This window comes from Rhizobium sp. HT1-10 (assembly GCF_049472505.1).
In the GTDB taxonomy this organism is placed as follows: domain Bacteria; phylum Pseudomonadota; class Alphaproteobacteria; order Rhizobiales; family Rhizobiaceae; genus Rhizobium.
In genome coordinates this window covers 85,865-105,187 of sequence record NZ_JBCEBQ010000009.1, presented here as the reverse complement: position 1 = coordinate 105,187, position 19,323 = coordinate 85,865, and the positions used below count along the sequence as shown (strand labels likewise).

General features: G+C 58.8%; 19 protein-coding genes. 17 read left to right on the top strand and 2 right to left on the bottom strand.

Annotated elements, in window-relative coordinates:
- Positions 1 to 15 precede the first annotated feature (15 nt).
- From VH564_RS20470 to VH564_RS20435, 8 genes are all read left to right on the top strand, one after another.
- Entirely contained in the window at positions 16 to 756 is a 741-nt protein-coding gene (locus tag VH564_RS20470) for a GntR family transcriptional regulator (RefSeq protein WP_423341708.1), read from the top strand.
- Positions 753 to 1,241 (top strand): DUF3830 family protein, encoded by a 489-nt coding sequence (locus VH564_RS20465; RefSeq protein WP_423341707.1) that lies wholly within the window; start codon positions 753 to 755, stop codon positions 1,239 to 1,241. The genes VH564_RS20470 and VH564_RS20465 overlap by 4 nt, the downstream gene beginning before the upstream one ends.
- Position 1,242: 1 nt before the next feature.
- On the top strand, positions 1,243 to 1,596 hold the full coding sequence (locus VH564_RS20460; protein ID WP_423341706.1) for a TIGR04076 family protein: 354 nt from the start codon (positions 1,243 to 1,245) through the stop codon (positions 1,594 to 1,596).
- A gap of 200 nt (positions 1,597 to 1,796) precedes the next feature.
- A complete protein-coding gene (locus tag VH564_RS20455; RefSeq protein ID WP_423341705.1) occupies positions 1,797 to 2,849 on the top strand; it encodes an aldo/keto reductase in 1,053 nt (350 codons plus the stop codon).
- Entirely contained in the window at positions 2,846 to 3,274 is a 429-nt protein-coding gene (locus VH564_RS20450; protein WP_423341704.1) for a hypothetical protein, read from the top strand. The genes VH564_RS20455 and VH564_RS20450 overlap by 4 nt, the downstream gene beginning before the upstream one ends.
- Positions 3,275 to 3,323: 49 nt before the next feature.
- The gene (locus VH564_RS20445; protein WP_423341703.1) at positions 3,324 to 4,586 is read left to right on the top strand and encodes an ABC transporter substrate-binding protein; all 1,263 of its coding nucleotides are present in this window, start codon (positions 3,324 to 3,326) and stop codon (positions 4,584 to 4,586) included.
- Between the two features lie 213 nt (positions 4,587 to 4,799).
- Entirely contained in the window at positions 4,800 to 5,231 is a 432-nt protein-coding gene (locus tag VH564_RS20440) for an OsmC family protein (protein WP_423341702.1), read from the top strand.
- Between the two features lie 370 nt (positions 5,232 to 5,601).
- The gene (locus VH564_RS20435; RefSeq protein WP_423341701.1) at positions 5,602 to 5,835 is read left to right on the top strand and encodes a helix-turn-helix domain-containing protein; all 234 of its coding nucleotides are present in this window, start codon (positions 5,602 to 5,604) and stop codon (positions 5,833 to 5,835) included.
- Between the two features lie 104 nt (positions 5,836 to 5,939).
- Here the strand turns inward: VH564_RS20435 and VH564_RS20430 are convergent, their stop codons facing one another.
- Positions 5,940 to 6,608, bottom strand: a complete 669-nt coding sequence (locus VH564_RS20430) for a TetR/AcrR family transcriptional regulator (protein WP_423341700.1) — start codon at positions 6,606 to 6,608, stop codon at positions 5,940 to 5,942.
- A gap of 155 nt (positions 6,609 to 6,763) precedes the next feature.
- Here VH564_RS20430 and VH564_RS20425 point away from each other — a divergent pair, with 155 nt between their 5' ends.
- Complete coding sequence (locus VH564_RS20425) at positions 6,764 to 7,966, top strand: multidrug effflux MFS transporter (protein WP_423341699.1); 1,203 nt, start codon at positions 6,764 to 6,766, stop codon at positions 7,964 to 7,966.
- A gap of 64 nt (positions 7,967 to 8,030) precedes the next feature.
- On the opposite strand, the gene VH564_RS20420 is transcribed toward VH564_RS20425, so the two are convergent.
- Entirely contained in the window at positions 8,031 to 9,077 is a 1,047-nt protein-coding gene (locus tag VH564_RS20420; protein WP_423341698.1) for an NAD(P)-dependent alcohol dehydrogenase, read from the bottom strand.
- A 388-nt stretch (positions 9,078 to 9,465) separates the two neighbouring features.
- Between VH564_RS20420 and VH564_RS20415 the strand changes: the two genes are divergently transcribed.
- The 8 genes from VH564_RS20415 to VH564_RS20380 all read left to right on the top strand — a co-directional run bounded on the left by VH564_RS20415 (position 9,466) and on the right by VH564_RS20380 (position 19,034).
- Entirely contained in the window at positions 9,466 to 10,281 is an 816-nt protein-coding gene (locus VH564_RS20415) for a glycosyltransferase family 25 protein (RefSeq protein WP_423341697.1), read from the top strand.
- Positions 10,282 to 10,448: 167 nt separating this feature from the next.
- Positions 10,449 to 12,017, top strand: a complete 1,569-nt coding sequence (locus VH564_RS20410; RefSeq protein WP_423341696.1) for a UbiA family prenyltransferase — start codon at positions 10,449 to 10,451, stop codon at positions 12,015 to 12,017.
- Positions 12,014 to 13,351, top strand: coding sequence for an FAD-binding oxidoreductase (locus VH564_RS20405; protein WP_423341695.1), 1,338 nt, complete (start codon positions 12,014 to 12,016; stop codon positions 13,349 to 13,351). Before VH564_RS20410 ends, VH564_RS20405 begins: the two co-directional genes overlap by 4 nt.
- 12 nt (positions 13,352 to 13,363) lie before the next feature.
- Positions 13,364 to 14,101, top strand: coding sequence for an SDR family NAD(P)-dependent oxidoreductase (locus VH564_RS20400; RefSeq protein WP_423341694.1), 738 nt, complete (start codon positions 13,364 to 13,366; stop codon positions 14,099 to 14,101).
- Positions 14,101 to 15,033, top strand: coding sequence for an NAD-dependent epimerase/dehydratase family protein (locus tag VH564_RS20395; protein ID WP_423341693.1), 933 nt, complete (start codon positions 14,101 to 14,103; stop codon positions 15,031 to 15,033). The genes VH564_RS20400 and VH564_RS20395 overlap by 1 nt, the downstream gene beginning before the upstream one ends.
- A gap of 9 nt (positions 15,034 to 15,042) precedes the next feature.
- A complete protein-coding gene (locus VH564_RS20390) occupies positions 15,043 to 16,326 on the top strand; it encodes an NAD(P)/FAD-dependent oxidoreductase (protein WP_423341692.1) in 1,284 nt (427 codons plus the stop codon).
- Positions 16,323 to 16,745, top strand: coding sequence for a GtrA family protein (locus VH564_RS20385; RefSeq protein WP_423341691.1), 423 nt, complete (start codon positions 16,323 to 16,325; stop codon positions 16,743 to 16,745). The genes VH564_RS20390 and VH564_RS20385 overlap by 4 nt, the downstream gene beginning before the upstream one ends.
- Positions 16,746 to 16,892: 147 nt before the next feature.
- A complete protein-coding gene (locus VH564_RS20380; protein WP_423341690.1) occupies positions 16,893 to 19,034 on the top strand; it encodes a hypothetical protein in 2,142 nt (713 codons plus the stop codon).
- Positions 19,035 to 19,323: the final 289 nt, after the last annotated feature.

Genomic DNA, 19,323 nt, shown 5'->3' with positions numbered 1-19,323 from the left:
AAAAACGGGATCGCAATGCAAAAGGCCGCAGCCGAAAAAAGCAATGATCTGATTGCCGCCCAGCTGGCCCCGGTCGGCCGCGAAACCGTTCAGGATCGCGTTTATTCCGAGCTGCGCCGCGCCTTGATCGGCGGGCTGTTCGAGCCGAGCCAGGTGTTGACGATCCGCGGCCTTGCCGATGCGCTAGTGACCAGCACCATGCCGGTGCGCGAGGCGCTCGGGCGGCTGATCACCGAAAAGGCGCTGGAGGCGCTGCCCAACCGCTCGGTGCGCGTGCCGCCGATCACGCTTGAGCGGATCGACGATCTCCTGCGCGCCCGCATCCTGATAGAGGGCGAGGCCATCGCCCTTGCTGCGGGGCGGATGGGGCCGAAAGGCATCGCGACCATCGAGGGGATGCTGCACGAGTGGGACGAGATGCGTGCCCTCAAGCAGAAGAAGGACGTCGATCGCGAGGTCACCCTCAACCAGACCTTCCATTTCGAGATCTACCGGGCCTGCGGCTCGGCCGTGCTCATCCCGATGATCGAGAGCCTGTGGCTGCAGTCCGGCCCCTGCATCCGCGTGGCGATCTATGCCTTCTCGGAGGCCGGCGAGGTCGACACCGCCCACTACCACCGCAGCATCGTCGCGGCCCTTGCCGCCGAAGACGCAGATGCCGCGCGCGCCGCGCTGGTCGCCGATATCAGCCGGCCTTTCACATTTTTGCGCAACAAGCTGCAAGCCGATGCAGCCAAGATCCGAGACCGCCCATGAGCCAGTCCGCCATCCACATCACCGAGCCCCGTTCCGGATTGTCCGTGGTGGCGCCGCTTCTCCCCGGCAAGGCGCCCGAGAACGTCGCCTTCTTCACCCAGTATCTGTCCGAGCCGCGCGTCGTTCCGGGCATCCATGCCATGTGGACGGGGCCGGAAATTTCCTGCCCGATCCCTGCAACGCAGCTCGAAGGGGCCGCCTATGCGGCAGCACTTCCCGCCGAGAACGCGACTGTCACACCGCAGCCGGGCGATATCGTGCTGAGCTATGTGCCGGCCCGGATGTGGGGTGGCAGCCCGAATGCGATCTTCGACATCGGCCTGTTCTATGGCCCGGGTGCGCGGCTGCTGTTTCCGATCGGCTGGCTCGCCGGCAGCGTCATCGCGCAGGTGCGCCCCGAGGAGCGCGAGCATTTCGCCGCTGCCTGCGGGATCATCCGCCGCAACGGCGGTTGCGACGTCACCTTTTCGCTGACGGAGGTCTGAGGTGAGCGACGGCGACGACAGTTTCGAGCTCTATGACCTGCGCGTCGAGGCCGTGATCCCCGAGGGCAAGCCGATCTATTGCGGCGCCAAGGCGGGTGATTATTTCGAGCTGAAGGGTGAGATGCTGTCGATGCCGCCGGGGCAGGGATTTTCCGTCTATTCGATTTCCGCCGTGCTGCCGCTGCTGGCGGCCAAGCAGCGGCCGACCCACAAGAACGACTGGATGACCTCGGATGCCGAGATCGCCTGTCCCGATCCAAACTGCGCTAGCCGGCTAAGGATCGTGCGGCTGGGCAAGCGCCGGTTCAGCCATGCCGAGACGACGGCGGTGCCGCTGCCGGACGGCGAGGGCTGATCGATGGCGGGCGGACAGGATGGCCGATGCCTGTCTTCTCCCCTCGGGGAGAAGATGCCCGAAGGGCAGATGAGGGGGCTGGCGCGGGACTGCGCGTGTGGCTCCCCCTCATCGCCTCGCTTTGCTCGGCACTTCTCCCCGAGGGGAGAAGGGGGAGGCTGCCGCAACACCACAGTTTTACCAATTGAAAGCTGCATGAAATGACCAAGACCTTCGAACTGCGCCCCGGCTATGCCATTTCCCGCGTCATTCGCGGCGGCTGGCAGCTGGCAGGCGGTCACGGCGCGATCGACCGCCAGCAGGCGGTGACCGATCTGATCGCCGCCTTCGATGCCGGGATCAATACCTATGACTGCGCCGACATCTATACAGGGGTCGAGGAACTCATCGGGGCTGCCCGTGGCCGGTTGCGCGAGGAGCGCGGCCTTGAGGCGGCGGCCGGGATGAAGGTCCATACCAAGCTGGTGCCGGATCTCGAGAAGCTCGGGAACATGAACCGCGACTATATCAGGGGTATCGTCGAGCAATCGCTGCAACGGCTTCGCACCGACCGGCTGGACCTCGTGCAGTTTCACTGGTGGGACTATTCGCTGGATGGCTATCTCGATGCGATGGGCTGGCTGAACGAACTCCACGGGGAGGGCAAGGTCCGCAATGTCGGCACCACCAATTTTGACACGCCGCATGTGGCCGAGATCCTGAAAGCGGGCATCCCGCTGGTCAGTCAGCAGCTGCAATATTCCGTGCTCGACCAGCGACCGGCCAAAAGCCTGACGGCGCTGGCTGCCGCCAACGACGTCAAGTTCCTGTGCTACGGCTCGGTGGCCGGCGGTTTTCTCAGCGACAAATGGTTGGGTGAGGCGGAGCCGGACATGCCGCTCGAGAACCGGTCGCTGGTGAAATACAAGCTGATCATCGACGATTTCGGCGGCTGGGACCTGTTTCAATCGCTGCTGTCGACATTGAGGAAGATCGGCGACCGCCACGGCGTCGATATCGCCACCATCGCCAGTGCCTGGGTGCTGCGTCAGCCGCAGGTCGCGGCCGTCATCGTTGGCGCCCGCAATCAGGCGCATGCGCTCGCCAATGCCGGGATCATGGATGTCGCGCTTTCCGACACCGACATCGCCGAGATCGACACGGTCATTGCGCAAAGCAACGGCCTCGATGGCGATGTCTATACGCTCGAGCGCGACCGCACGGGGCGTCACGGCTCGATCATGCACTACAATCTCAACGCGGGGAAAGTATGAGCCAGGAGCCATCACTGTTTGAGCGCGCCAGCGCCGAGATCATCGCCTTCCACGAATTCTTCGTCGGCTGGTATGATGCGGCGACCGCCGATCTGACCGATTTCGGACGCTGCGAGCAGGTGTTCGGCGAGGGATTTCAGATGATCCCGCCGACCGGGCGCGTCTACGACCGGGCGGCGACCATCGCCCTGATCCGCGCCAATCGCGCCAGCTTCGACCGCGATTTTTCCATCGACATCGAGGATATAAGGGCCGGCTTCCAGACGGAGGACGCGATTGTCATGACCTATGTCGAGATCCAGTGCCGCCGGGGCGTGTGGTCACGCCGGCAGGCAAGCGCGCTCTTCACCACCAGTTCATCGGCGCCGTGGGGCGTGCAATGGCGGCATCTGCAGGAAACCTGGCTGCAGACACCGGAGACCTGACAGGATTACTGAACGAAAATAGAAGTCGTACCTAACAAGGGGAACAATCATGAAAAATGCGCTTCTTTCCGTCACCACCGCCCTCGGCCTGATCATGGCTGCGGGCATCGCCAATGCTGCCGATTGCAAGATCACCGTCGGCCTCGTCATGGAACTGACCGGCCCTGCCGGCGAATACGGCCAGGCCGGCGCCAAGTCGGTCGAGATGGCCTTCCGCGATCTCAATGCCGCCGGCGGCGTGCGCGGCTGCGATCTGGTCACAGATACCCGCGACAGCCAGAGCCAGGGCAATGTCGCCGTCGATGCCGCGACCCAGCTCGTCCAGGTCAAGAAGGTGCCCGTCGTCATCGGCGGCATCATCTCGTCCGTGTCGATCCCGATCCTGACCTCGGTCACGGCTCCTGCCAAGGTCGTGCAGATCTCGCCAGCTTCCTCGTCGCCGACGCTGACGGCACTCGGCCGCGACGGCAAGACCAACGGCATCTTCTTCCGCACCATCACCTCGGACGCGCTGCAGGGTGTTGCCGCTGCCAAATACGCTGTGGACAAGGGCTTCAAGAAGCTCGCCATCATCCACGTCAACAGCGACTTCGGCGTCAACATGTCGGCCGAGTTCTCGCGCGCCTACAAGGCGCTCGGCGGCACGATCGTCTCCGACACGCCCTACAACGAGAAGCAGTCGAGCTACGCCTCGGAAGTCACCGCCGCCATGTCGGGCAGCCCCGATGGCCTCTACCTTATCAGCACGCCGGTCGACGGCGCGACGATCGCCCGCACCTGGGTCTCGCAGGGCGGCGTACAGAAATTCCTGCTCAACGACGGCATGAACAGCCCGGATTTCATCGAGTCGGTCGGTGCCGACTACCTGAAGGAAGCTTATGGCACGTCCTCCGGCACCAGCCCGACGGCCTCGACCGACTATTTCATGAAGAACTACAAGGAATTCTCGGGCATAGAGCCGTCCAATCCGGCAGCCGACCGGTCTTATGATGCCGGTGCCATTGCCGGGCTTGCCATCGCCATTGCGGGCTCGGAAGATCCGGCGAAGATCAAGGACGCCGTCTTCAAGACCGTCGATCCCTCGGGCACGCCGATATATGCCGGCAAGGAGGAGTTCACCAAGGCGCTCGGTCTCATCAAGGAAGGCAAGCCGATCCGCTACGAGGGCGTCATCGGGCCCGTCGCCTTCGACAAGTACGGCGACATCACCGGCCCGTTCCGCCTCTGGAAGATTGCCGACGGCAAGGTCGTCACCGATGGCGAGATGTCGACGGATGATGTCAACAAGCTGCAGGCGACGCTGAACAAGTAAGTCGCAAAAGGGTGGGCCGGCCTTCTGGGCCGGCTCATCGCGCTTCGGTTGACCGCAGCTGAAGATAGCTACCTCTGCAGGAGTTTCGTCGTCCAGCTGTCGTCTTTTTGGGATAGCACCTTATATTGGCTGTGGCGAAGCCGAGGGCTTCGCCAAGCGGTTGCCCTGGAGAGGCGAACGCTGTCTCCCGAAACCCATCAAAAGGAGCACCACATGAAGATTTCACGCACGGGTTCGGCCCATTGGGCTGGCGGTATCAAGGACGGTAAAGGCGAGATCAGCACCCAGAGTGGCGCGCTGAAGGAGTATCCCTATGGCTACGCCGCCCGCTTCGAAGGCGTTGCCGGCACCAATCCGGAAGAACTCATCGGCGCTGCCCATGCAGGCTGCTTCACTATGGCGCTCTCCGGCATCCTCGACGGCGCCGGCCTGAAGGCGACCAGCATGCAGACGACAGCCAAGGTCACGCTCGAAAGTGTCGAAGGCGGTTTCGGCATCACTGCAATCGCCCTGACGCTGGTGGCCTCCGTGCCCGGCACCGACGCGGCGAAATTCACGGAACTGGCTGAACAGGCCAAGGCCGGCTGCCCGGTCTCCAAGGCACTCGCCGCAGTGCCGATCACGCTCGAAGTACAGTTCTCCTGATCAATCTGAATGGTAGCATGCCGGACCGCCAAGGCGGTCCGGCATTTTGCTGTCCGGGCCGACCGTCGAATTTCCCACGATGTCTTGCAAACGCTATTCCAACTGGAGGATTTGCGGCGTTTGCGCGCTATTCCTTAGCAGGCAACCGAAGTTCAGTTTCAGGCGTTAATGCGATTGCCCGGCATCACACCGGGTGAGACACCGAAAAAATCTCGCCTTGCAGGCGTTTGCTTTACTGTCGATCAATCCTTTTGTGCTCCGCAGCAATTCTGCTTGCTGATTTTGCATTGCGGCAATAAAGAGATGCGACATTGGTAACGATGCTGGCAGCGATTGAGGTTTTAATCATCCAGCGGCGAAGGAGAATTCCATGTCCAATCCCACCACGACCGACCCCAAGTCTGCCGAAATCGACACGCTCGCCGATGTCGGCACGCGCATCCGCACGACACGCGGTTCGTTTGGCTACAGCGTTGACGACCTGGCTGAAACCGTCGGCCTGACCGCCGACGAAATTGTCGCCATCGAAGCCGGCAACGACAATGATCCGGCTAAGATCAAGCGGATCGCCTCGGCCCTGAAAGTCGAACTGCCGGACGCCTGATCGCCCCGCAGCGTTCGCCATCTCCGAAACGGAGAATGGCGACGCCAGGCGCGGGCGCGCCCGGCTCCTGGCAAATCCTCAAGCAATCCAAGATCAAAACGTTATCATGCCCTGTCTGCGGGCGACGGATAGGCTCGCAGGAACGTCTTGACGGCATTTCGGGCCGCGCTGCCGATATCCTCTTCGGTCGGGATGCCGCCGAACAGCGTCGTGACCTGCAGGTCTGCATTGATCAGTGCCAGAAACTGCCGGGCGGCGAGATCGACGTCCTCGATATCCAGCAGGCGGGTCGTCTTCAGGCGCAGGAAAAGTCCGGAGATGGCGTCCACCGGCAGGCCTGAACCTTTCCGTCGCCAGGCCTCGAACAGGTGCGGATAACGCTCACCTTCGGACTGCAGCAATTTTCTGAGGAAACGGCCATCGTGGTTGCACAGGCAGTTGCGGACCAGTCGGATGGCAAAGGCTTCGAGTTCCCCATCGATATCACTGGGCGACGCCGGAAACGTCGACACGATGGCAGAAAGCCCCGCGCCCGTCCGCGCCATGATGTCCTCGACGATGGCGACGAACAGCGCTTCCTTGTCTCGGTAGTGGTTGTAGATGGTCTGGCGCGAGACGCTGGCTTCGACGGCGATCTCATCAATACAGGCGCCTGAAAAACCCTCACGGCAAAAAACTTCGGTCGCCGCCGTCAGGATCGACAGACGCTTCGTCGAAAGCCCACGTGGCGGGGCCGCTGGGATAGCCGGTGAGCAGGTTTGCGCAGTTGTCATGGAGGGAGAGTAAAGCGTATTGACGTTTTAGACAAGTATGTCTAATTTGACAGTTGTGTCCAAATGAGCGGCGATGGCCGCTGGACGTTTTCAGGTGGCCTCCCAACGCCTCCGATGACATCGTTTTTCCGCCCCATCCTCGAAAGTGATCGACCATGACGCCCTTCTTCCGCATAGCGCTGATTCTTGGCCTGTTATCGGCCATCGGTCCCTTCGCCATCGACATGTACCTGCCGGCGTTGCCGTCGATCGGTCATGACCTGACTGCGCCGGACAATCTGGTGCAGATGAGCCTGCTCGCCTTCTTCATTCCCTTTGCCATCTTCCAGCTGCTCTATGGCCCGATCGCCGACATGTATGGCCGCAAGCTGCCGCTATATATAGGCATCGGCCTGTTCGCGGTGGCGAGCGTCGGCTGCGCTGTCGCCAACGACATCCAGACACTGATCGCCTTCCGCTTCCTGCAGGGCATCGGCGGCGCGGCCGGCATGGTGGTGCCCCGCGCCATCGTCCGCGACATGCACACCGGCGTCCAGGCGGCCCGGCTGATGTCGCTGCTGATGCTGGTGTTCAGCATCTCGCCGATCCTCGCGCCGCTGTCCGGCAGCGCCGTCATTGCCTTCTATGGCTGGCGTGGCGTCTTCTGGGCGGTGACCATCGCTGCCTTCATCGGCCTGATCCTGCTGTCGACGCAATTGAAGGAAACCCGATCAAGGGAAGACCGTGCCGGCAGCAGCTTCCGCAGTGCCATGGCGGCCTATCGCTACCTGCTCGGCGACCGGAATTTCATGACGCTTTCCTTCATCGGCAGCTTCGGCATCTCCAGCTTTCTCGTCTATCTCGCCAACTCGCCCTTCGTGCTGATCAATCACTACGGTCTGACACCGACGCAATACAGCTTCGCCTTCTCGGTCAATGCCGTGTCGTTCTTCGCGGTCTCGCAGATGACCGGCCGGCTCGGCCAGCGGTTTGGCCTGGTCCGGGTGATGCGGGTCGCGGTCACGGGCTTTGCGGCGTCGATGGTGGCTTTGGTCGCAGCGATGGGCCTCGGCTTCGAGCAACTGCCGGTGTTGGTCTGCCTGCTGTTCGTCGGCTTCGGCTTCCTCGGCCTGGTGATCCCGACCACGGCGGTGCTGGCGCTGGAGGAGCATGGTGCTATCGCCGGTACGGCCTCGGCGCTGATGGGAACGTTGCAGTTCGTGACCGGTGCCGTTGCGATGGTGCTCGCCAGCCTCGTCGCCAACGGCACGGCCGTGCCGATGTCGGCGGCAATAGCCGGCTGTGCCGTCATTGCGTTCCTGCTCGCACAACTGACTATGGGCAACTACGCCAGCAGCGTCAAAGCTGCTGCGGAATAGCTGCAGCTCCCACGTCTGTATAAAATGCAGCCCGCGAGTCTGGTGCGGGCTGCTTTGTATCGGTCTACTGGTCGAGGACGATCTGCAGCTTGACGTCGCTCGGGCGACCTTCGGCCGCACGATCGAAGGCCTGGATCGACTGCTCGAAACCGAAGGTTTCCGAAATCAGCGGCTTCAGGTCGACGCGGCCGGAGCCGATGAGCGCGATGGCGCGGTCATACTGATGGGCATAGCGGAACACCGTCTCGATCCGCACTTCCTTCGTCGTGGCGATCGACACGTCGATGGCGACAGGTGCCACCGGCAGGCCGACGGCGACGATGCAGCCGCCCGGACGCGGCAGTTCCATGATCGTTTCCCAAGCCTTGGGCGAGCCGGAGCATTCGAACACCACGTCGGCACCCCAGCCGTCGGTCAGGCGGTTGAGTTCGTCGATCAGCTTGGTTTCGCGGATGTTGACGGGGATCACGCCCTGGTATTGCGCAGCGATGTCGAGCTTCGGCTGGGCAAGATCGGCGACGATGACGCGCGAGCAGCCACCGGCAAGTGCTGCGATCGCCACCATCGTGCCGATCGGTCCGGCGCCGAGCACGACAGCGGTGTCGCCGGGCGCAATCCGCGCCTTGGTGGCGGCCTGCATGCCGACCGCGAAGGGCTCGACCATGGCGCCTTCGGCAAAGGTGACATTGTCGGGCAGCTTGAAGGTGTAGTTGGCGGGATGGACGACGAAGGGCGTCAGCACGCCATGGACCGGCGGGGTCGCCCAGAAGACGACGGCCGGATCGACATTGTACATGCCGAGACGGCTGGCGCGGGAGTTGGCATCCGGAATGCCCGGCTCCATGCAGACGCGGTCGCCGATCTTTAGATGGGTGACGTCGGCACCGACTTCGACCACCGTGCCGGCGGCCTCATGGCCCAGCACCATCGGCTCATTCACAACGAAGGGGCCAATGCGACCGTGTGTATAATAGTGCACGTCGGAACCACAGACGCCGACCGTGTGGATCTTGATCTTCACCTGGCCCGGCCCAACCTCCTGCGGCAGGTCTATTTCGCGCAGGGCCAGTTCGTGCTGGCGCTCCAGAACCAGGGCACGCATCTTCGTCATCGTCTTTTCCTCCAGTGTCGATGGGGTACCCGCGTCGGCTTCGTTGTCTCGGACGGGGCGCAGTCGGGATGGCTGTTCGATGTGACTATAGAAAGGCGAAGTGATTTGTTCAAACAAGCGTTTGATATTTCTCCGAGGGAGTTTGCTGGGAGAAGAGGTGGCGTTGGCTCGAGAATGTGGAGCACGACGAAATGCCGGGGGTGCAGCGAATCGAAGCCTTGCACTCTAATGGGGAAATGATAATTAACCGAAGCCCTTGCAGTTGCTGAATCGGATCAGCCAGCCCGCTCGGCACTAACGTGAGCCTCCTGAAGGAAATTCTCGTTACCGACACCAGCGCGAGTCAGCGCGCTTCTGACTTTGCAAACTCGATTACTTCAGGTAATTCATGTCCAGGCAGCGACTTCCCGTTTACCTCATAAATATTGCCCGGGCTGTCGATCGGTTGGCTGCGATCCGGGCCAGCAGCCTCGACTTAGGCATCGAAATACAGCGGATCGAGGGCGTCGACGGCAGTTCAGTCGCGGTTGAGCAATGGGTCGATGTCGACCGCCTTGGTTTCGCAAGACGTCACGGCAGATCCATCCTGCCGGGTGAATATGGATGTTACAGGAGCCACCTGATGGCTCTGCATGAGTTCCTTGCGAGCGAAAGCGATGCCGCCATTGTCATCGAAGACGACGTTGAGCTTAATGGCGAGTTGATGGAGCGCGCGTTGGCAGCGCACCATGCTGTCCCGGCAGCGGGAATTATAAAGCTTGTGAACCATCGCTGGAAGGGCTTTCGCGAGCATGTCCGCAGCACTCGGGGCGATCAGATCGGGCGCTGCCTGTTCGGACCGCAAGGTTCCACCGCCTGTTATCTCGTGACACGATCGGGCGCCGAAAATCTCTTGAGGGCGCTTGCTGTGATGAACCTGCCATGGGACGTTGCCGTGGAGCGTGGATGGGACACGAACGTTTCTATCTTCGCCACGCGGGAAAATCTCGTCGGTTTCAGCAAGTCCCAACGTGAAACTATGATCGGTCGTCGCAGAGACTACCGAGCCGCTAAGCTCGCTTTCTGGAAGCGCATTCCGGCGCATATTTTCCGCACCATCGACTTTTTCAGGCGCCTTGCCTATGTTCTTTCACGGCCGGCACCGGCTGTGACTGGCAAAGCTCCCTTGGTAGATCCCCAAGCAATCAGGAAGCCCCTGGACTGACAGGTGACCGTGACAGGTTAGGCTTTCGTTCTCTGTTCTGTTTGTCGATCAACTGGCTGATACGAACACCGGACATCCACTCTGGCCATCAAGTGCATACCCGCCTGATACGACCACGCTGTTTGCTGTCTGGGTGCTTGCCGACAAACACTCGGAAGGTGAGCACCTTGGGTCGAACTTTTGGTGCGATAACCGCCACTAGAGGTATTCAGACGGTGGCCTTTTGGTTGAATCCACCGTATAGGGGGGCCTTTGTAGAGGCGCCGATCCGCAAGGTTGTTATGCAAACACCAACTCCATCCGCCACCATCGGGCTTGCTACGCATTTGCCCATCGTCGTCGATCTCGACGGTACTTTGGTGCTTTCAGACACCCTTCACGAGACGGCGGCGATCGCATTGTTTCGGAATCCCCTTGGGTTGGCGCGCTCTCTTTCAACGCTTTCCAAAGGGCGGCACGCGTTGAAAGCGGCGCTGGCCAAGGAAGTTGATGTCACAGAGGAAATACTTCCGTTACGCGAAGACTTGGTGAAATGGCTCCGTGAAAAGGCTGAGGAAGGGCATGAATTGCATCTGTGCTCAGCCGCCGATCAAACGATCGTCGACAAGGTTTCCCAGCGCGTCGGCATCTTTGCCTCCGCCACCGGCTCGGCTTTGACCAACCTGAAAGGCAAAGCGAAAGCACAATATCTGTCTGAGCGTTTTCCCGACGGTTTTATCTATGCTGGCGACCATGCGGTGGACATCCCCGTCTGGCAGGCCTCCGAGGGGATCGTGCTGGCGGGCGTAAAGGAGCAGGTCGCCAGACGTGCAAAGGCGCTTGGCAAGCCTGTGCTGAAAGAGTTCCATTCGCCATCGCTGACACCGAAGGAATTCATGAAAGCAATCCGCGTGCATCATTGGACAAAGAATGTCCTGATGTTCGTGCCACTTATTCTTGCGCATGAATGGTCCAACGTCTCGACGATCGTGCAAACCCTGCTGGCCTTTTGCTGCCTCCTTGGCGTCACCTCGGCCACCTACCTGCTCAATGACATCGCTGATCTCAATGCCGACCGCCAGCACTGGTCCAAGCGCAGTCGTGCGCTCGCCAGCGGTCGACTGTCGATCCGTTCCGGATTTATTATTGCGGGTTGTTTGCTGCTCGGCGGATTTGCAGTCGCGATCATGTTGTCGCTCAAGTTTGCCGTCGCGCTGCTTGCCTACCTTCTCATCACCGGTTCCTACTCCCTCGGGTTGAAGAGGGTGCCGCTTCTGGATACGTTGATCATCGGCGTACTGTTTACCACCCGTCTGATCATGGGCACCACGCTGCTTGAAAATCAGCGTCCAGCCTGGTTGTTGACCTTCGCTTTGTTTTTCTTCTTCTCATTGGCAACGGCCAAGCGCCACACGGAGATCGTGCGGGCGGCTTCCAGCGGTGCCGCCAGTCTCAAGAGCCGCGGCTATGAGCTGGAGGATGCGGCTTTGACGCTGGCGCTCGGTGTCGGCGCTGCAATAGCCTCGCTGGTGGTGTTCATGATCTTCGTGTTGCAGGAGTTGACACCCGGTTTTGCCTATTCGCGCCCTGAACTGCTCAGTGGCATTTCAGTCATGTTGTCAATCTGGCTGGGCCGCATATGGCTTCTATCACATCGCGGGCAAATGAACGATGATCCGGTCAGCTTTGCCATACGCGATCGGGTCAGTATCGGGCTGGGCATCGTTGTCGGACTGCTGTTTCTGGTGGCGCTATGACTGCATTCAACCCCCAGGACGACTTTCGCTCATGGGGCAATGTGCTGAAGGCACAGCATCAGGTGGCGCGGCCCGTTTGGCGTGACCAGTTGCGCGCAACCGCCCTGGGCGGCCGCCAGCAAGGGCTGACGTTGCTTGGCACCGGTTTGCGGCGGTCTTACGGAGACAGCGGCCTCAACCCGGGAGGCGGCATCATCGATATGACCGGTGTCGACCGGATCCTCCACTTCGACCCCGCCCAGCGGCTTGTGCGTGCGGAAGCCGGTTTGTCGTTCGACACGCTGCTGCAGGTGATTGTACGGCAGGGGTTTTTCCTGCCGGTGACGCCGGGCACGCGATATGTGACGCTGGGCGGTGCGGTCGGAAATGACGTGCATGGAAAGAATCACCACCGCAACGGTACCATTGGCCGCTGGGTGCGCAGGCTTGGTCTGTTGCGTTCGAATGGTGAAGAGTTAGAGTTGTCGCCGAGCGAGAATCCCGAACTGTTTGCCGCAACGATCGGTGGTCTTGGATTGACGGGCCTTATCACCTGGGTGGAAATGGAGCTCATAGCGATCGAGAGCGCTATGATTGATGCCGAGAGTATCTCGTTTGAAAATCTCGACGCGTTTTTCACGCTTTCCAAAGAAAGCGAGGAGCAATTCGACTATACGGTCTCGTGGATCGACTGCCTGGCTAAGGGGGCATCCATTGGGCGCGGTCTGTTTTCGCGAGGCAACCATGCCAAGGTCGGTTCGCGACTCTCGGATCAAGGCAATACGCGCTTCACCATGCCGTTGAACTTGCCAAGCCTAGCAATGAACCGGTATTCGATCAGCGCCTTCAACGCTCTGTATTATTGGAACGGCAAGCGAAAGGCCGGCGAGGCCCGGGTTCCGCTTCATTCCTTTTTCTATCCGCTTGACTCGATCGGCCGCTGGAACCGCCTCTACGGCCGCAAGGGGATGTTTCAGTATCAATCCGTGGTGCCTCCTTCTGTGCAGCGGGACGCAACGAAGGAAATGCTGGAAGCTATATCGGCGAGCGGCCAGGGCTCGTTCCTCGCGGTTCTCAAGACGTTCGGTGCTGAAAAGTCGCCGGGTTTGCTGTCGTTCCCCACGGAGGGTACGACGCTTGCACTTGATTTTCCCAATCATGGAAGCGAGACACTGCGGTTAATGGCGAGGCTGGATGCCATCGTGCGCGAAGCCGGCGGCCGGCTGTATCCCGCCAAGGATGGCCGAATGTCGGCTCAAATGTTCCAGGCCGGTTATCCTGCTTGGCAGGAGTTCGCCAAGTACGTAGATAGCGGTTTCAGCTCCCATTTGTGGCAGCGCGTCTCGCAAATATAAAGGATTACTAAATTGCGCGTCATAATTTTGGGTGCGACGTCCGCCATCGCCGCGTGCACTGCCCGTCTCTATGCGAAAGAGGGGGCATCGATTCTTCTCGTTGGGCGAGATGAGAACAGGCTGTCGCAGATGGCAGTCGACCTGAAGGCGCGTGGCGCGGAAAACGCCGTCGTTGCCATCAGTGATCTGGCGGCCGCTACCGATGTCGAGCAGCAGTTTACCAGATTCGTGCAGCAGATCGGTGGCGTCGATCACGTGTTGATTGCTTATGGAACCCTAGGAGATCAGGGTCTTGCCGAACGTAATCTCGTCGTCGCAGAAGAAATATTGCGCGTTAACTTCACCTCCGCTGCGGCATGGTCGCTCGTTGCTGCCAATCTGCTCGAAGCGCAGGGTCGGGGCAGTCTGGTTGTCATCGGTTCCGTCGCTGGAGACCGGGGTCGACGTGCGAATTTCATCTACGGGGCCGCCAAAGCCGGCCTTGAAGCGCTGGTTGAAGGCATTGCCCACCGCTTCGCCAACAAGGGGCCTCGCGCCGTCCTGATCAAGCCTGGCCCGACGGTGACGCCAATGACCGAAGGTATGAACCGCAACGGCGCGCTCTGGGCCAAGCCCGAGCAAATCGCCGCCATCGCCCACGCCCGCGCCTATCGCGGCGGGTCGATAGCCTATGCGCCCGGCTTCTGGCGCTACATCATGCTGATCATTCGCAACCTGCCTGCGGCGATATTCAACCGGATGGAAATCTAGTGCAGAAGATTGTAATTACCGGGGCCGCCGGACTGGTCGGCCAAAATGTCATCGCTCGCCTGAAGGGTACTCCCGGGCTGAAGATCGTCGGCATCGACAAACATCCGAGCAACACGGCGCTGCTGCGCAGTCTGCATCCGGAAATCGAAGTGATCGAGGCGGATCTGGCGGTCGAGGGTCCGTGGATGGATGCCTTTGCCGGCGCCGACACGGTGCTTCTCAATCAAGCGCAGATCGGTGGACTGATCGAGCAGGAGTTTACCGACAACAACGTGGTCGCGACGACAAAGATAGTCGAGGCCATGCGCCGTCATGCGACGCCCTATTTCGTTCATATCTCGTCTTCGGTTGTCAATTCCAAGGCCGACGATTTCTACACGCGCTCCAAGACCGCGCAGGAAGTGTTTATCGACACCGTCACCGACATTCCGCATGTCGTGCTGCGCCCGACCCTGATGTTCGGTTGGTTCGATCGGAAGCATCTTGGCTGGTTGCGCCGCTTCATGGACCGCGTTCCGGTCTTCCCAATCCCAGGTGACGGAAAATTTATCCGTCAGCCTCTCTATGTCGGCGATTTCGCCAGCATCATCATCTCGTCTCTCAAGAGCAAGCAAGTCGGCACCTACGACATATCCGGGCTTCAGCAGACATATTATGGAGATGTCATTCAGCTGATTCACGACACCGTAAAGCCTAAGGCGCGCATCGTGCATATTCCCTACCAGCTGTTCTGGTGGCTGCTTTTCGTCTATGGCAAGGTTTCGAAGAAGCCGCCATTCACGACGAGCCAGCTGGAAGCCCTGGTGATCCCCGAGACCTTTCCCGTGATTGACTGGCCGACGATTTTCAACGTCCAGGCAACGCCGCTGAAGAGCGCAATCGCCGAAAGCTATCTCGATCCGCGTTACAGCAAGATTGTACTGGACTTTTAGGAGAAGAAGATGAGCCGAGTTGTGGTCATCGGCGCTGGCGCCATGGGGTTGGCGGCGGCACATCGTGCAGCGCAGCTGGGGCATGAGGTCGACCTGATCGAGGTCGACAGCGTCCCAGGCGGCATGGCCGCGCATTTCGATTTCGGTCCGCTGTCGATCGAGCGGTTCTATCATTTTGTGTGCAAGTCGGATGAGCCGACCTTTGCGCTGATGCGCGAACTTGGGATCGGCGACAAGATGCGCTGGCGCGGGACCTCGATGGGATATTTCATCAAGGGCAAGATCTATCCCTGGGGGGATCCGATCTCACTGCTGATGTTTCCGCATCTTAGCCTGATGGCAAAGATCCGCACCGGTCTGCAGATGTTCCTGACGACCAAGTCCAAGACCTTCAAATCGATCGAAAGCAAGACGGCCCGCCAGTGGCTGGAAGGCGGATCTGGCAAGAAAGTCTACAACACGCTGTGGAAGCGGTTGATGAACCTGAAGTTCTACGAGCTGGCCGACGACATCTCCGCCTCATGGATCGCTACACGCGTGCGCCGCATTGGCAATTCGCGCCGATCGCTGTTCCAGGAAGAACTGGGATATATCGAGGGCGGTAGTCAGACGCTGGTTGATGCGTTGGTATCGGCCTACACTTCCAAGGGCGGTCGCATGCACCTGGCGACCTCGGTCGAGAAGGTCGAGACAGATTCTGGCAAAGTGACAGGCGTTACTGCCGGCGGCCGGTTTTTTCCGGCCGACGCGGTCATTTCCACCGTGCCGACGCCGCTGATCTCGACCCTTGTTCCCGATCTGCCGGAAGCCTCCAAAGCGCAATATGATGCTATCCGCAACATTGGCGTGGTCTGCCTGATCTTCCGCCTGAAGAAGTCCATCAGCAAGCACTTCTGGATCAACATCATAGACGAGACGATCGAAATCCCGGGCGTCATCCAGTTTTCTAACCTGCGCCCGGTTGATGACACCGTGGTCTACGTACCCTACTATATGCCTGTCACTCAGCCAAAATGGCAGTGGAGCGACCAGCAGTTCATCGACGAGGCCTTCGGCTATATCCGCAAGGTTAACCCGGACATTACCGGCTCCGACTTCATCGACGCAAAGGTTGGCCGTCTTAAATACGCGCAGCCGGTCTGCGAGCCGAATTTCCTCGACAAGCTGCCGCCGATCCAGACGCCGATAGCTGGCCTTCAGATCGCCGACACATGCTATTATTACCCCGAGGACCGAGGGATTTCAGAAAGCGTGCGCTATGGCCGTGACATGGCGGAAGCGGTCGGGAAATGATGGGAGCGCTAAGAGGTCTGTTGTCCAGGCCATTTGTCCGATTTGCGATTTCCGGTGGTGTGGCGGCTGGCGTCAATATTCTGTCGCGTATCGCCCTGTCACAGATCATGCCCTATTCGGTCGCGGTCACGATCGCTTATCTTTTTGGCATGACCACGGCCTACGTATTGATGAAGTTGATGGTGTTCGAAAAGTCGGGGCAGCGCGTTCACCAGGAGTATGTCCGCTTCGCCCTGGTCAATGTCGTTGCTTTTGCGCAGGTTTGGCTGGTCAGCATGGGCTTGGCCCATTACCTGTTGCCGGCAATGGGTTTCGAGACCCACGCGGAAACAATTGGCCACGTGATCGGCGTGCTGAGCCCCATCGCGACGAGCTATTTCATGCATAAGTATTTTACGTTTTCGAAACAGGCCGGTTGATGCGTGCTATCCCTCGATAGCAAAGCAGTCAACTTATAAAGCGATCCCTAAATTTTCGCCGTGAAGCTACACTGGCCGTTCGAAATGAAATACGGACTAAAGTATGTAGCTGCCGCTATCGGTCAATTGTAGAATCTGAGTGCTCGCATGCGTATTGAAAAAAATCTCATTCGGTTGGTTATGAGTGTTACAGCTATTTTTGCTGCTAGCCTGATCATCAGCAATATCGCGCTAATTTTCTCCCTGTTTACGCCCATCCATTATTGGGACCAGTGGGAGATGGCAAAGTATGTTTCTGAGGGCAAATCGCTTTCGCTTGCATACCTATTAACTCCACATAACGAACACATCATCTTCACGAGCAAGATCCTGTATTATATGGATTTATGGCTTTTTGACTATACGAATAGGTCCCTCGTGGCCGAGATCGTGGTATTGCACCTCTCCATCGCCCTCGCCTTATCCTTGATCCTGACCAAGGCGTGTTCGCCAATTGAGAAACTGCTGTGGTTTTGCGTGTTTGGCGCTTTGATGCTGTCGCTGGCGCAATGGGAAAATCTCACCATTGGCTTTCAGACCCAGTTTGGATTGACCGGTTTATTTGCGATTTTGGCATGCCATTTCGCTACTAGATTCGCTGATCAATCTAAAACCATTAGCGTTTCATTCGCAGGCGTCGCGGTTTGCACACCACTCACTGTTTTCTCTATGGGAAATGGAATTGCGTTGGTCTGCTCCTTCTTAGTCATCGCCGTCTTAGCGCGCATGAGGCCTTCCCGCGCAATCGTTCTGCTGGTAATCTATACAGCCTGCTTAGTGCTGTTCATCGTCCAGCGCAACGGCAGCAGCGCCACCATAATCAGCCACAATGAAACCATTTCTCTTGGTCATTTGTTGCTTTTTTTTATGGCAGTTTTGGGTGGTACCTTTACCGGCAACTTCACCCAGGCGGTTGCTGTAGGCGCAGGAATTGTCGCGACCTTTACTGTAGTTTTCGTATTCTCAGCACTGATACCTTGGTCACGGCGGAAAAAAATAGATAATGCAGTCATAACGCTTTTCGCAATCTCCATATTTGCCCTTGCAAGTGCTGCTGCTGTTGCGATTGGAAGAGTGTCGCTTGGGCCAGGTGCTGCGCTGACATCCAGATATGCTACTCCCAACCTGCTACTTTACTGCTCCTTAATTGCTGCATACTGCCGATGGCTTGCCGTTGAATGGCAAGCTGAGCGCAGGCGTATATTGATGTCATGTCTGTTTGCGTTGATTGGCCTCGGCCTTGCGTTGGGACTAGCAACACGCACCAGCAACCTAAAGCAACTGACGAACCGAAGTGAGACCCTAACGTCTGCAAGTTATTTTGTGTTGTCGGGCGTAATGTCGGATAATGTGCTCGCCGAACTCTATCCGGTACCTGATGCGATTCGCGCACCCATGGAATACATGCGAGCGAATAAGCTGAATATATTTTCGCCCCGCTTTGGTTTGACAACTCTAAGCCAAACAACAATCGACAGCGCACGCAGCTTGGCAACCTGCTCGGGTTATGCTCTCGAACGTGCCTCCCGAATTGAGGAAAGCTCATGGCAGGTTTCCGGAAGCATCCGCGCCAACCAAACCGGCCATGGGCCTGCGTGGATGATCGCAATTAATTCGGAGGGCAATGTCCTCGGCTATGCGCCGCCGGTTCGGAACCTCAGCGCCGGCATTGTACAGTTTGTCGTGCCCATTCATGACGAAGCTTCGACGTTCGACAAAAGAATTTATTTGATCGCCAAGTGGAACGATAAAGAAATGTGCCGGTTCGAGCAGCCAATCCAGCTTCCAGAGCGCTATTTCGTTCGTCATCGCCCGGAGATCACTGTAGGGGCGGACTATCAAATGAGCACGTCGATCGCCGCAAGTACAAGTAGAGTGCCAGCATTGGCGGAGCAAAATAGCGTAGCTTTTCCGGTGGTGAGGTCCACTTGGCAAGGAGACGATGCGGCTACCGGCAGCATCGCCTATACTCTAGGGAAAATGGCCGGCAAGTGCGCTCAGACGTTCGTCGGCGTAATGAGAGGACCAACTGCCGAGGGCTTGGCGCTGCAAATTAGGGAGGGGAATGATTTGGTTGAGACGCTTACTCTTGACGGAATCAGTCAGCACCAATGGTGGTGGTTAGAGATCACTGGTGCCAACGGCTGTAGCGAAGAGGGAAATACCGTTACGCTTGTTGACAACGGTCGCGCATGGGGCGCCTGGGCGGCAATTACAGCTCCGATTTCTGTTCCATCACATAGAGATTGAAGTTTGCTAAGGCGTCCGCTGTCATGGAGCGATGGCCCGCTCACTTCTCTTTGCTACTGCCAAATTAAAGGTCTGCGGCTGTATGAGGAGCTCGTTTGACCGGTTAATGTAGGTTTCTGTTTGTGAACGCGAACTTCAAGTTTTATAGCCTGGCTCAAGTCAGAATGGCGAAACGTGGAACTCTCCACAAATTCATTAAGCTCAGGGAAAAATCGTGCGTTTCTACGAGGGGGAGATCGACGACGTGTGATTCTCGCCGCAAGTCGGTAAAGGAATTTCTGCTGCTCGT

Coding starts and splice junctions, on each gene's coding strand:
- VH564_RS20470 (WP_423341708.1), top strand. CDS start 16: ATGCAAAAGGCCGCAGCCGAAAAAAGCAATGATCTGATTGCCGCCCAG.
- VH564_RS20465 (WP_423341707.1), top strand. CDS start 753: ATGAGCCAGTCCGCCATCCACATCACCGAGCCCCGTTCCGGATTGTCC.
- VH564_RS20455 (WP_423341705.1), top strand. CDS start 1,797: ATGACCAAGACCTTCGAACTGCGCCCCGGCTATGCCATTTCCCGCGTC.
- VH564_RS20450 (WP_423341704.1), top strand. CDS start 2,846: ATGAGCCAGGAGCCATCACTGTTTGAGCGCGCCAGCGCCGAGATCATC.
- VH564_RS20445 (WP_423341703.1), top strand. CDS start 3,324: ATGAAAAATGCGCTTCTTTCCGTCACCACCGCCCTCGGCCTGATCATG.
- VH564_RS20440 (WP_423341702.1), top strand. CDS start 4,800: ATGAAGATTTCACGCACGGGTTCGGCCCATTGGGCTGGCGGTATCAAG.
- VH564_RS20435 (WP_423341701.1), top strand. CDS start 5,602: ATGTCCAATCCCACCACGACCGACCCCAAGTCTGCCGAAATCGACACG.
- VH564_RS20430 (WP_423341700.1), bottom strand. CDS start 6,608: ATGACAACTGCGCAAACCTGCTCACCGGCTATCCCAGCGGCCCCGCCA.
- VH564_RS20425 (WP_423341699.1), top strand. CDS start 6,764: ATGACGCCCTTCTTCCGCATAGCGCTGATTCTTGGCCTGTTATCGGCC.
- VH564_RS20420 (WP_423341698.1), bottom strand. CDS start 9,077: ATGACGAAGATGCGTGCCCTGGTTCTGGAGCGCCAGCACGAACTGGCC.
- VH564_RS20415 (WP_423341697.1), top strand. CDS start 9,466: ATGTCCAGGCAGCGACTTCCCGTTTACCTCATAAATATTGCCCGGGCT.
- VH564_RS20405 (WP_423341695.1), top strand. CDS start 12,014: ATGACTGCATTCAACCCCCAGGACGACTTTCGCTCATGGGGCAATGTG.
- VH564_RS20390 (WP_423341692.1), top strand. CDS start 15,043: ATGAGCCGAGTTGTGGTCATCGGCGCTGGCGCCATGGGGTTGGCGGCG.
- VH564_RS20385 (WP_423341691.1), top strand. CDS start 16,323: ATGATGGGAGCGCTAAGAGGTCTGTTGTCCAGGCCATTTGTCCGATTT.
- VH564_RS20380 (WP_423341690.1), top strand. CDS start 16,893: ATGCGTATTGAAAAAAATCTCATTCGGTTGGTTATGAGTGTTACAGCT.